A 12,661-nucleotide genomic window follows, 5' to 3' on the forward strand; every position below is an offset into this window, starting at 1 on the left:
TTAAAAGCCCTTGCAAAGAAAAATTACTGGTATACCATCAGACCAACAAATACATAAAAATCGCGTCACAACACCCGAGGACCGTCCAATGATCGATGCAGCCATCTACAAACAAGTCATGGGCTCGTTTCCGTCCGGCGTCACTGTCATCACCACGCTGGATGATGACGGGCAGATCGTCGGCCTGACCGCCAGCGCCTTCAGCTCGCTGTCGATGGATCCTGCGCTGGTGCTGTTCTGCCCCAACTACAGCTCCGACTCCTACCCTGTGCTGATCAAGAACAAACGCTTCGCGATTCATGTTCTGTCCGGCGGCCAGCAAAGCGAGGCCTACGCTTTCGCCCGTAAAGGCAAGGATAAGGCGCAAGGCATCGAGTGGACGCTGAGCGAACTGGGTAACCCGATTCTGGCCAATGCGACGGCTGTCATCGAGTGTGAACTGTGGCGTGAATACGAAGGCGGCGACCACGCCATCATGGTCGGCGCGGTGAAGAACCTGATCGTCCCCGAGCAGCACAGCGGCCCGCTGGTGTACTGCCACGGCAAAATGGGCGCCCTGCCCGTCCTGGCCTGATCGAACATTTCCAGGCCAGCACAGATCAACTGTGGGAGCGAGCTTGCTCGCGAAGGCGTCTTGTCAGGCGCCATAGGTGTCGACTGTCACACCACCTTCGCGAGCAAGCCCGCTCCCACAAGTAGCCTCAACAACAAAAGATCCGAGGAAGCGTGATGAAATTTTCCCTGTTCGTACACATGGAGCGCTGGGACGAAAGCGTCAGCCACCGCCAACTGTTCGAAGACTTGACCGAACTCACCCTGATGGCCGAGGCCGGCGGTTTCAGCACCGTGTGGATCGGCGAACACCACGCGATGGAATACACCATCTCGCCAAGCCCGATGCCGCTGCTGGCCTACCTCGCGGCGAAAACCACGACCATCCACCTCGGCGCCGGCACCATCATTGCGCCGTTCTGGCACCCGTTGCGGGTGGCCGGTGAATGCGCTCTGCTCGACGTGATCAGCAACGGTCGCATGGAAGTCGGCTTGGCCCGTGGCGCCTATCAGGTTGAATTCGATCGCATGGCCGGCGGCATGCCTGCCTCTTCCGGCGGTCAGGCCTTGCGTGAAATGGTTCCGGTGGTGCGCGCCCTGTGGAAAGGCGATTACGCCCATGACGGCGACATCTGGAAATTCCCCACTTCGACCAGCGTGCCGAAGCCGATTCAGCAGCCGAACCCGCCGATGTGGATCGCCGCCCGCGACCCGGATTCGCACAACTTCGCCGTGGCCAACGGCTGCAACGTGATGGTCACGCCATTGATGAAAGGCGACGAAGAAGTCCTCGACCTGAAGAATAAATTCCAGACCGCACTGGACAACAACCCCGACGTGCCGCGCCCGCAATTGATGGTGCTGCGCCACACCCACGTACACACCGCCGACGATCCGGACGGCTGGAAAGTCGGCGCCAAAGCGATCTCGCGCTTCTACCGCACCTTCGACGCGTGGTTCGGCAACAAGCAAACCCCGGTCAACGGCTTCCTCGACCCAAGCCCGGAAGAGAAGTTTGCCGGGCGTCCTGAGTTCGAACTGGAAAGCCTGCACAAAACCGCAATGATCGGCACGCCGGGAGAGATCATTCCGCGCATCAAGTACTACCAGGAACTGGGCGTCGATGAGTTCAGCTTCTGGTGCGACAACAGCTTGCCGCATGCCGAGAAAAAGAAATCGCTGGAGCTGTTTATCAAGCACGTGGTGCCGGCGTTTCGCTGAGTGATCTGCTGATCAGGCCTGGCCAATGAAAACGCCCCGATTGATTCGGGGCGTTTTTTTTTAACAGTCCTGACAACTTTATTGCCATGGAAATTCGGGGCGGATTTCGCAAGCCATTCCAACAGCCAGAAGACTCTTTCGAACCTTTAAAACCTCTTGAGCCCGACCGACCATCACTAGAGGAAGACCCTTCTGTAGCAAAGTTCTTGCCTCTAAAAAATTGCCACCGCTCGCTGCAGCTACCGCTCTGACATGCACCTGATCTCGATAGTCCCCGCGACAGTGCACCTCATATTGGGTCTCATCCATTTCCATAGGCGAAAAATGGGTGGTAACCACCGCTCATAACCCATATTTTTGAGCAACCTGATCACCGGACAGCAGAGCATCGTCGACGTCGGACAAAATACAAGGCCAGAGTTTCGCAACGCTCAAAAAGAACACCCGGTACATCAATCTCGAATGTTGTGTATGGTCAAGGTCTATCTCAATCAGCGATTGGGGAGGATCACCCAATACGTTCTGCCACTCCAGACGATCATCGCTGTCGTACATCTCGTAAAACCAATCCTCCGGAAGCAATGACAGCCATATATTCGAGTCGCCTTCACCGATTGTCCCCCGAGGCTTCCCGCCAGTGTTAACGAATCCACCGGCGGCGAGAACAGCCGCTCTGAAATCTTCTACGGTCAGTTTTCTTGAGGAAATGATCATTGCGGATAACGACATTTACTCCGATCTCCTCTTCTGGTTTCGCGTCAACTCATCGCGGCTAACAATCTGGCCGCACGCCCGGACAGAACAGGGTTCTGCGCCGTTGCTGAGCATTCATCGTTCAACTTCCAATGCCGGGAGGATATCAAGGTCTGCGGGGTCGGGTAGAAACAAGCGTGCTGTTAACCAGCAGGATGCGATGGCCGTTGCAAACAGCGTCGCCAAACCGAGAAGTTCCTCGGTGATATCCGCCCCTTTAGCATCATGAAGCACCGCATATATAAAAGGCACAACCCATAAAGTGGCCAGACAAGCGCCCGACAAAGCGATGACTGTGCAGTTTCGTTGCGTGCGGTTGATTTTCATGAGTGCAATAACCGCCGAAAAAATCAGAAACGGCAGCAGAAAGACTGCTTGAGCCAGCAACGGCGCGAGAAAGGGCATCAGCAGCAACTGCGCGCCAGCGACCTCACCGATCAATCGGGGGTTCATGGCCACATGGGCAAGGGTCGCAATCGTCTTGATTATCCCTGCGATGAAACCCGGAACCAGCGGGCAGAAAAGGAACGCCAGAAATACCTTCAAACGTGGATAACTCAACTCACTCAAGATCAAAGCCTCTGCAATGCGTTTCACTGGCCGCGCTCAAACCGCCCTATCCAGATGGCTGTTCAACAGCGGACTAGGTTCTCCAGCGTCAGGTTCAAGGTTGCATCATACAACTCTGCCAGGCTTTGACGACCCTTCAACCCAGCACCTGCATACAAGTAGCCGCAACGCTTTGCGCCGATAGTGAAGGCTGCCATTTCGGCTTTCCAAACCATCGCTGACGCAAGGAGTTTGCATGAGCACATTCACCACGCAAGACGGCACCGAGATCTATTTCAAGGACTGGGGCAGCGGCAAACCCGTGCTGTTCAGCCATGGCTGGCCGCTGGATGCCGACATGTGGGAGTACCAGATGGAATACCTGAGCAGCCGTGGCTATCGCACCATCGCGTTCGATCGCCGGGGTTTCGGCCGCTCCGATCAACCGTGGACAGGTTACGACTACGACACATTCGCCGATGACATCGCGCAATTGATCAACCATCTGGATCTGCGTGACGTCACGCTAGTGGGCTTTTCCATGGGCGGTGGCGACGTCAGCCGCTACATCGCCCGTCATGGCAGCGAGCGCGTTGCCGGGCTGGTGTTGCTGGGTGCGGTGACGCCGTTATTTGGCAAGAAACCTGATTTCCCGGAAGGCGTCGACAAATCAGTATTCGACGGCATCAAGGCCGGCCTGCTCAAGGATCGTGCGCAGTTCATCGCCGATTTTGCCGCGCCGTTCTACGGCACCAATCAGGGCCAGAACGTCTCTGACGGCGTACTCACGCAGACCCTGAATGTGGCGCTGCTGGCGTCGCTCAAGGGCACCGTGGATTGCGTTACTGCGTTCTCGGAAACCGACTTCCGTCCGGACATGGCCAAGATCGATGTGCCAACGCTGGTGATTCATGGCGACGGCGATCAGATCGTACCGTTTGAAACCACGGGTAAGCAGGCTGCTGCGCAGATCAAGGGTGCTGAGTTGAAGGTGTATGCCGGTGCACCGCATGGTTTTGCGGTGACCCATGCGCAAGCATTGAACGAAGACCTGCTGGCGTTCCTCAACCGATAACCCCTCTAAGATTCCCACTACCCTGTGGCGAGGGGATTCATCCCCGTTGGACTGCGCAGCAGTCCCTTTTTTTGAAATCAAAAGAAGGGCCGCTTCGCGACCCAACGGGGATAAATCCCCTCACCACAAGGATTGCACTCTGGTTGAAGATTTTTGTGTGTAGTTGCAGGCTCGTCCACTGCCAGAACCCCCGGATTTAAAGGCCTTAACCTCCCTGCATCAGAATTTTATCTTCACATCCCAGCTTAATAATATTTTACCGATATCCCCCCTCTCCCTAGTCTGACCTCAAGCCAAACGGACAAGCCAACAGCGCCCGAATCCAACTGCCTTGCTAGGAAGGATGTAGAGATGACCACTGAAATAATAAAAACAGACACGCTGATCGTGGGTGCCGGCCAGGCAGGCGTCGCCATGAGCGAGCACCTGAGCAAACTCGGTGTGCCGCACCTAGTGCTGGAGCGCAACCGCATTGCCGAGCGCTGGCGCACCGGGCGTTGGGATTCGCTGGTCGCCAATGGCCCGGCGTGGCACGACCGCTTTCCGGGTCTGGAATTTGATGATGTCGATCCCGACGGTTTCGCCCCGAAAGAACGCGTGGCTGATTACTTCGAAGCCTATGCGAAGAAATTCAATGCGCCGATCCGCACCGGCGTTGAAGTCAAAAGCGTGGTGCGCAATGTCGGTCGTCCGGGTTTCACCGTCGAAACCTCCGAAGGCGTGATCGAAGCCAGCCGTGTGGTCGCGGCTACCGGCCCGTTTCAGAAACCGGTAATCCCGGCGATTGCCCCGCAAGACGAACGTCTGCTGCAGATGCACTCCGCTGACTATCGCAACCCGCAGCAACTGCCGGAAGGCGCGGTGCTGGTGATCGGCGCCGGTTCTTCCGGCGTACAGATTGCTGATGAGTTGCAGCGTTCCGGCAAGCAGGTGTTCCTGTCCGTCGGCGCCCACGACCGCCCGCCTCGCGCTTACCGCAACCGTGATTTCTGCTGGTGGCTGGGTGTGTTGGGCGAGTGGGATCAAGCGGCGATGAAACCTGGCCGCGAGCACGTGACCATCGCGGTCAGCGGCGCGCATGGCGGGCGCACCATCGATTTCCGTGGCCTGGCCCATCGCGGCATGACCCTGGTCGGTGTCACCGAGTCGTTCAATAACGGCGTGGTCACTTTCAAGCAGGATCTGGTCGGCAACCTCAATCGCGGCGACGAAAACTATCTGGCGCTGCTGGACGCTGCCGACGCTTACATCGAACGCAACGGCCTCGACCTGCCGGAAGAACCGGAAGCACGCGAAACGTATCCAGAACCTGACTGCGTGAAAAATCCGCTGGCCGATCTGGATCTGGCCAAGGCTGGCATCACCTCGATTATCTGGGCCACTGGTTTTGCCGTGGATTATTCCTGGCTGCAAGTCGCGGCGTTCGATGACAAAGGCAAGCCTGTGCATCAGCGCGGTGTGTCGAGCGAGCCGGGTGTGTATTTCCTTGGTTTGCCGTGGCAGTCGCGTCGCGGTTCGTCGTTCATCTGGGGCGTCTGGCACGACGCCAAACACGTCGCCGATCACATCGCGACCCAGCGCAAATATCTGGACTATCGCGACGCCGAGCAGCGTGAAGCCGAACTGCACTCGCCTGCGCATAACAAAATCGCCGACACCGTCGACGCCTGATTTGCTTCTTTCGATCCGGCGCCGATTGCGCCGGGCAACCCTGATTCTGGAGCTGTAAATGAGCACGCCAACCCACACTCGCATCCGTATGTTCAACACCAAAGACACCTACCCGAACCAGACGCTGGACAACGACCTGTGCCAGGCCGTGCGTGCCGGTAACACGGTGTATGTCCGTGGCCAGGTCGGCACTGATTTCGACGGCAATCTGATCGGTCTGGGCGACCCGCGTGCGCAGGCTGAACAAGCGATGCGCAACGTCAAGCAACTGCTGGAAGAAGCCGGCAGCGACATGAGCCACATCGTCAAAACCACCACCTACCTGATCGACCCGCGTTATCGCGAAGCGGTGTATGGCGAAGTGGGCAAGTGGCTCAAAGGCGTGTTCCCGATCTCGACCGGGCTGGTGGTATCGGCGCTGGGGCAGCCGCAGTGGTTGATGGAGATTGATGTGATTGCTGTGATTCCTGAGTAAGCAGGTTCACCGCGTTATGGCGATCGCGAGCAGGCTCACTCCTACATTTGGAATGCGTTCACCTGTAGGAGCGAGCCTGCTCGCGATGAGGCCAGCCCAAACACACAAGGAGTTCATTAGATGACCTTTTCAATCGCAGCCCGCTGCGCCGAAACCGGCCAGTTCGGTGTCGCCATCAGTTCCTCCAGCATCGCCGTCGGCGCGCGCTGCCCATGGCTGCTGCCGGGCGTCGGCGCGGTGTCGAGCCAGAACATCACCCTGCCCTCGCTCGGCCCGGAAGTGCTCGCGCTGATGGAGCAAGGCCTGTCGCCGGACGAAGCGCTGGACAAAGTCCTCACGCGCAACGGCTACAGTCAGTACCGCCAGATCACCGCGATCAACCACCTCGGCCAGACCGCCCACTTCAGCGGTTCACAGACCCTCGGCGTGCACAACGCGGTCTCCGGCGAACAATGCGTCGCCGCCGGCAACATGCTCGCCGGGCGCTCAGTCATCGAAGCGATGGTCAGTGCCTTTGAAGACGGCGAAGGCCAACTCGCCGACCGTCTGCTCAAAGCCCTCCACGCCGCGCAAGCCCTCGGTGGCGAAGCCGGCCCGGTGCATTCGGCAGCGGTCGTGGTGGTCGGCGAACAGACCTGGCCGATCGTCAATTTGCGCGTCGACTGGGCGGATGAAAACCCGATCGGCCAACTGCAAAAACTCTGGGACGCCTACCAACCGCAGCTTCAGGACTACATCGACCGCGCGCTCGATCCCGCCAAAGCCCCGGGTTACGGCGTCGCCGGTGATGATCGATGAACAGCGTCGAGTTGCTCAGAGCGCTGGTGGCATTCGACACCACCAGCCGTGAATCCAACTTGCAACTGATCGAATTCGTCCGCGATTACCTTGAAGGTTTCGACGTGCCCTGCGCGTTGATCTACAACGATGAGCGCAGCAAAGCCAACCTGTTCGCCACGATCGGCCCGGTGGATCAACCGGGCATCGTGCTGTCCGGGCACACCGATGTGGTGCCGGTCGACGGCCAGCCGTGGACGCTTCCTCCATTCGAACTGACGGAGCGCGACGGCAAAGTGTTCGGCCGTGGCACGGCGGACATGAAGGGCTACATCGCCTGCGTGCTCGCTTTGGTGCCGGCGCTGGTGCAGGCGTCGTTGCGCATCCCGGTGCACATCGCTTTGTCGTATGACGAAGAAGTCGGCTGCCTCGGCGTGCGTTCTTTGCTCAAGGTTTTGCAGCAGCGCCCGGTCAAACCGCTGCTGTGCATCATCGGCGAACCGACTGAACTGAAACCGGTGCTCGGCCACAAAGGCAAACTGGCGATGCGCTGCGATGTGCACGGCCATCCGTGCCATTCGGCCTACGCGCCACTCGGCGTCAACGCCATCGAATACGCCGCCGAATTGATCGGCGAACTGGGGCGCCTCGGCCAGCAATTGAAAGCACCGGAGCATCACGACAAGCGTTTTGACCCGCCCTACAGCACAGTGCAAACCGGCGTCATCAGCGGTGGTAAAGCGCTCAACATCGTGCCCGCCGATTGCCGTTTCGATTTCGAGATCCGTGCCCTGCCCTCGCAGGATCCGGCCTTGGTCGCCGAGGCGCTGAAAAGCTATGCCGAGCGCGAAGTGCTGCCGCGTATGCGTGCGGTCAGCGAGCAAAGTGAAATTCGTTTCAGCGAGTTGTCAGCGTACCCGGGGCTGGTCACCGATGCGCAGAGCCAGGCTGCCGAATTGATTGCTGCGTTCTGCGGCTCAATGGAATTCGGCACGGTGGCATTCGGCACTGAAGGTGGTTTGTTTGATGCGGTGGGCATTCCAACCGTAGTCTGCGGCCCCGGCAGCATGGATCAGGGCCACAAACCGGATGAGTTTGTCAGCCTCGATCAGTTGCAGGCCTGCGATGACATGCTCCAGCGCGTGCTGGCGTTTATCCGCAATTGAAACCCGGCTCGACTGCACTCACGCGTACAGTCGGGCCAATTCCTCACGGCAATGGTCGACGAACAACTGCACCGGTTTGGTCAGTTGCACGCGCCGCAACCACGCTGCCGACAATCCCGAACCGGTCACCGTTTCCGCCAACGGCACGCACACGACTTGTTGGCCGTCGTAGGTGTAATCGCTGAACGGTTTCGTCACCAGAATCGAAAAGCCAAAACCATTGCCGACCATGCCGCGCACCATCTCGATCGACGGTGAGCTGAAGACGATGTTCGGCGTCAGGCCGCGCTCCTCGAAGATGCTCACGAAGTAGGTGCGACTCGGCACTACGTCGAGCAGGATCATCGGTTCCAGCACCAGATCATGCAGCGAAACCTTTGCCTGTTGCGCGAAGCGATGGTTGGCCGGGAGCAGCGCATAAGGCTGCTGCGGCGGCATCAACGGCGTGGTTTCGATGGTGCTGTCGAGGTCGTGTTCGAACATCATCGCCACGTCGATGCTGCCGGCGGTCAGGGCTTGCACCAGTTCTTGCTGTTCGCCGTCGCGAATGCGGATTTCCACGCCGGGCCAGCGCGCCTTGAAACCGGCGATCAGGCGCGGCAGGTACAGCGGCGCGACGGTTTCGAAACAGCCGATATCGATCTGTCCGGAGACCACGTCGTTGTCGGCCAGGGCGTTTTGTTCGAACTCGTGGGCAACCCGCAACAGTTCCAGTGCCTTGCGATAGAAGCGCGAGCCGCTCGGCGTCAGCGAAACGCCTTGGGCGTGATGGCGGATGAACAACTGCACACCGAAGCTTTCTTCCAGATGTTTGATCGCGGTGGAGACCGACGGCTGCGCGATGTAGAGCTTGCGCGAGGCTTCGGCGACGCTGCCGCAATCGGCGGTGGTGACGAAGTATTTGAGCTGGCGCAGGTTGTAGGCGGCCATGGGAATCTCCAGAAAATCAAAGGATCGCTGTGGCGAGGGGATTTATCCCCGATGGGGCGCGAAGCGGCCCCTGTTTTTAAAGTCAAAAGAGGGGCCGCTGCGCAGCCCATCGGGGATAAATCCCCTCACCACAGGACCCTCATTGCAGATAAATCTCTGCTTGCAGGTAAATCCCATCATCACAAAGGGTCACTGACTACTGGAGGTGAACATACCGGAGCACCGCCTCCCCCAGAGCATATTTTTTTTAACGTCTGTAGCAACAAACTTACTAATTTATCTATCCCGACGCTTTACCCATGATCGCTTCAACAAGAATTGCGCCGCCCGTGCCGGCGCTTGCCGAAGTACGTCCACGTACTCATCCTTGCCTTGGAGTTCGTCATGGCTACCCCCGCAGCATCCTCCGCTCCGCTGATTGAAAAACACACGATAGGATACGTGCCCCCTGAAGATCGCCACGGAAAGGTCAGGGATCTGTTCACGCTCTGGTTCGGCGGCAACATCGCGCCGTTGCCCATCGTCACCGGTGCGCTGGGCGTGCAGTTGTTCCACTTGAATCTGGTCTGGGGCATCGTCGCGATCCTCGTCGGCCATCTGGTCGGCGGCGTGCTGATGGCGTTGCACTCGGCGCAAGGCCCGCAAATGGGCATTCCGCAAATGATCCAGAGTCGCGCGCAGTTCGGCTCACTCGGTGCGCTGCTGGTGGTGTTGATTGCCGGCGTCATGTACATCGGTTTCTTCGCCTCCAACATCGTCCTTGCCGGCAAGTCGTTGCACGGCGTGGTCGACAGCGTTCCGGTGCCGGTCGGCATTGTCATCGGCGCCGTGGGTTCGGGGATCATCGGCATCATCGGCTACCGCTTTATCCACGTGCTCAACCGCATCGGCACCTGGGTGTTGGGGATCGGCATCGTCGTCGGATTCGGCTACATCTTTACCCATATTCAGACCGATGATTTCCTCACCCGTGGCAGCTTCAACCTCTCCGGCTGGCTCGCCACCGTGTCGTTGGCGGCGTTGTGGCAGATCGCGTTCGCACCGTACGTGTCCGATTATTCGCGTTACTTGCCGGCCGACGTCAAAGTCTCGTCGACCTTCTGGACGACCTATCTGGGTTCGGCGCTCGGTTCGAGCCTGGCGTTCATTTTCGGCGCCGTTGCCGTGCTTGCCACACCGGTTGGCATGGACACCATGGACGCCGTGAAAATGGCCACCGGTTCCATCGGCCCGCTGATGCTGGTGCTGTTCCTGCTCAGCGTAATCAGCCACAACGCCCTCAACCTCTACGGCGCCGTGCTGTCGCTGATCACTCTGGTGCAGACCTTCGCCTACCGCTGGATCCCGACCGCCAAGAGCCGCGCGGTGATCTCGATCATCGTGTTGCTGGCCTGCTGCTTCGCCGCCGTCGGTGCGTCCAAGGACTTCATCGGCCACTTCGTCGATATGGTGCTGGTGCTTTTAGTGGTTCTGGTGCCGTGGACGGCGATCAACCTGATCGACTTCTATGCGATCCACAAAGGCAAATACGACATCCAGTCGATCTTCCAGGTTGATGGCGGCATCTACGGCCGCTACAACCCGCAGGCCTTGCTGGCTTACGCGATCGGCATCGCCGTACAGATCCCGTTCATGAACACGCCACTGTACGTCGGCCCGGTGTCGGCACACATTAACGGCGCGGATCTGTCGTGGCTGGTGGGCTTGCTGGTGACGTCGCCGCTGTACTTCTGGCTGGCGAATCGGGATACGTCCTATCGTCGACGAATGATGGGCGGGAAGTTGGCGAGTAGTGTGTGAAAAATTGATCCGGTGAAACAGGAAGGCCCGCCAGAATGCGGGCCTTCTTTATTGCGCTATGGTATTTATTTGCGTCCGAGGACTGTGAGGAAAGGGAAATCCAATGCTGCGAATACTTGGCAAAGCGTCATCGATCAACGTGCGTAAAGTGCTCTGGACTTGCGCTGAACTGGAGATCCCGTTCGAGCGTGAAGATTGGGGATCAGGGTTTCAATCCACGAACACAGCGGAGTTTCTCGCACTAAATCCATGCGCCATGGTGCCGGTGATTCAGGACGGCGATTTCACGTTGTGGGAATCGAATACGATCATTCGTTATCTGGTCTCGCGCTACGGCGGTTCGCAGCTATATCCAACTGAGCCGATGGCCCGGGCGCGGGTCGATCAGTGGATTGACTGGCAGGCTTCCGAACTGAATCGCTCGTGGTCGTATCCGCTGATGTCGCTGGTGCGCAAGTCGCCGGACTATCAGGACAGCGCTGCACTGGCAGCGGGTTGCCGGGATTGGTCGAAGAACATGGAGATTCTCGATCGGCAACTGGAATCAACTGGCGCTTACGTCAGCGGCAAGGAGTTTTCACTGGCGGACATCCCGATCGGACTCTCGGTAAACCGCTGGTTCGAAACACCGCTCAAGCATCCGCACTTCCCCGCCGTCAGCGCCTACTACGATCGCCTCAACAAACGCGAGGGTTATCGCCTGTACGGACGAAACGGCACGCCATAACGCGAAAACCTCTGATTCCGGATTCCTGGCATTAGAGGTTTCAGCCGTTCAAAGGGGCAGTCACTCTTCTGCCCGCACCACCCCGCGTTCTTCAAGCAAACGCACAAACATGCTCAAACTGCGCGACACCGTGCCCCGCCGCCACACCAGCCACGTGGTCAGATAACGAAAATCCTTCGCCAGCGGCCAGACACTGACCGTCGCACTACCGGGCATGCTCTGAAGCATTTTGCGCGGCATCAGCGCCAGCCCAGCGCCCGCACTGACGCAGGCAAGCATGCCGTGGTAGGACTCCATTTCGAAAATCTTGCCCGGCACGGCGGCGTCGGTGCTGAACCACTTTTCAAAGTGATGACGATAAGAGCAGTTGGAGCGGAAGGCATAAATATTCTCGCCATTCACATCCGCCGCGCGCTGCACCGGCGCGTGGTTGAGCGGCGCGATGATGACCATTTCCTCCTCAAAGGCCGGCACGCCCTCCAGCGTCGGATGCAGCACCGGGCCGTCGACAAACGCCGCGGCGAGGCGTCCGGAGAGCACGCCATCGATCATCGTTCCCGAAGGCCCGGTGGACAGGTCGAGATCGACTTTTGGGTGTAACTGGTTATACGCCGCGAGCAATTCCGGAATGCGCACCGCAGCCGTGCTTTCCAGCGATCCCAGTGGAAATGCGCCTTGCGGCTCCTCGCCCGCCACGGTCGCCCGCGCCTCCTGCACAAGGTCGAGAATCCGTCGCGCGTATTCGAGAAAACTCCATCCGGCCGGCGACAGGCGCAAACGGCTTTTCTCGCGAATAAACAGATCGACACCCAGATCCTGCTCAAGCTGCTTGATGCGCGTGGTCAGGTTCGACGGCACGCGATGGATCTGCGTGGCGGCGGCGCTGATGCTGCCGTGCTCGGCAACGGCTTTGAAGATTTCCAGCTGCACCAGATCCAAAGTCATTCTCCAATCGTGAAAGAAAC

At 58.8% G+C, this 12,661-nt stretch carries 13 protein-coding genes; 9 read left to right on the forward strand and 4 right to left on the reverse strand.

Features of this window, described 5'->3' with window-relative positions:
* The first annotated feature begins 88 nt into the window (after nt 1-88).
* Entirely contained in the window at nt 89-574 is a 486-nt protein-coding gene (locus ACIP1X_RS08640; RefSeq protein WP_212551296.1) for a flavin reductase family protein, read from the forward strand.
* Nucleotides 575-729: 155 nt separating this feature from the next.
* Nucleotides 730-1,773, forward strand: coding sequence for an LLM class flavin-dependent oxidoreductase (locus ACIP1X_RS08645; protein WP_400751138.1), 1,044 nt, complete (start codon nt 730-732; stop codon nt 1,771-1,773).
* 342 nt (nt 1,774-2,115) lie between these two features.
* On the opposite strand, the gene ACIP1X_RS08650 is transcribed toward ACIP1X_RS08645, so the two are convergent.
* Together ACIP1X_RS08650 and ACIP1X_RS08655 are read right to left on the reverse strand one after the other, a co-directional pair.
* Nucleotides 2,116-2,502: a hypothetical protein gene (locus ACIP1X_RS08650; RefSeq protein ID WP_400751141.1), complete on the reverse strand. Its 387-nt coding sequence runs from the start codon at nt 2,500-2,502 to the stop codon at nt 2,116-2,118.
* A 99-nt stretch (nt 2,503-2,601) separates the two neighbouring features.
* Nucleotides 2,602-3,123 (reverse strand): hypothetical protein, encoded by a 522-nt coding sequence (locus ACIP1X_RS08655; protein ID WP_400751144.1) that lies wholly within the window; start codon nt 3,121-3,123, stop codon nt 2,602-2,604.
* Nucleotides 3,124-3,331: 208 nt separating this feature from the next.
* Here ACIP1X_RS08655 and ACIP1X_RS08660 point away from each other — a divergent pair, with 208 nt between their 5' ends.
* The 5 genes from ACIP1X_RS08660 (at nt 3,332) to argE (ending at nt 8,239) form a co-directional block, all read left to right on the forward strand.
* Entirely contained in the window at nt 3,332-4,150 is an 819-nt protein-coding gene (locus ACIP1X_RS08660; protein WP_400751146.1) for an alpha/beta fold hydrolase, read from the forward strand.
* A gap of 351 nt (nt 4,151-4,501) precedes the next feature.
* Complete coding sequence (locus tag ACIP1X_RS08665; RefSeq protein ID WP_400751149.1) at nt 4,502-5,821, forward strand: flavin-containing monooxygenase; 1,320 nt, start codon at nt 4,502-4,504, stop codon at nt 5,819-5,821.
* A 58-nt stretch (nt 5,822-5,879) separates the two neighbouring features.
* Nucleotides 5,880-6,296, forward strand: a complete 417-nt coding sequence (locus ACIP1X_RS08670; RefSeq protein ID WP_400751152.1) for a RidA family protein — start codon at nt 5,880-5,882, stop codon at nt 6,294-6,296.
* 120 nt (nt 6,297-6,416) lie between these two features.
* Entirely contained in the window at nt 6,417-7,094 is a 678-nt protein-coding gene (locus ACIP1X_RS08675) for a DUF1028 domain-containing protein (protein ID WP_053121251.1), read from the forward strand.
* Nucleotides 7,091-8,239, forward strand: coding sequence for an acetylornithine deacetylase (argE, locus tag ACIP1X_RS08680; RefSeq protein ID WP_400751155.1), 1,149 nt, complete (start codon nt 7,091-7,093; stop codon nt 8,237-8,239). Before ACIP1X_RS08675 ends, argE begins: the two co-directional genes overlap by 4 nt.
* 18 nt (nt 8,240-8,257) lie before the next feature.
* Here the strand turns inward: argE and ACIP1X_RS08685 are convergent, their stop codons facing one another.
* Nucleotides 8,258-9,169, reverse strand: a complete 912-nt coding sequence (locus ACIP1X_RS08685) for a LysR family transcriptional regulator (RefSeq protein WP_053121255.1) — start codon at nt 9,167-9,169, stop codon at nt 8,258-8,260.
* Between the two features lie 384 nt (nt 9,170-9,553).
* Here ACIP1X_RS08685 and ACIP1X_RS08690 point away from each other — a divergent pair, with 384 nt between their 5' ends.
* On the forward strand, nt 9,554-10,969 hold the full coding sequence (locus ACIP1X_RS08690; protein ID WP_400751158.1) for a purine-cytosine permease family protein: 1,416 nt from the start codon (nt 9,554-9,556) through the stop codon (nt 10,967-10,969).
* A 103-nt stretch (nt 10,970-11,072) separates the two neighbouring features.
* Entirely contained in the window at nt 11,073-11,696 is a 624-nt protein-coding gene (locus ACIP1X_RS08695) for a glutathione S-transferase family protein (RefSeq protein WP_400751160.1), read from the forward strand.
* Nucleotides 11,697-11,756: 60 nt separating this feature from the next.
* Here the strand turns inward: ACIP1X_RS08695 and ACIP1X_RS08700 are convergent, their stop codons facing one another.
* On the reverse strand, nt 11,757-12,635 hold the full coding sequence (locus ACIP1X_RS08700; protein ID WP_212544736.1) for a putrescine utilization regulator PtrR: 879 nt from the start codon (nt 12,633-12,635) through the stop codon (nt 11,757-11,759).
* Nucleotides 12,636-12,661: the final 26 nt, after the last annotated feature.

This window comes from Pseudomonas sp. NPDC088885 (genome assembly GCF_044750025.1).
In the GTDB taxonomy this organism is placed as follows: domain Bacteria; phylum Pseudomonadota; class Gammaproteobacteria; order Pseudomonadales; family Pseudomonadaceae; genus Aquipseudomonas; species Aquipseudomonas rustica.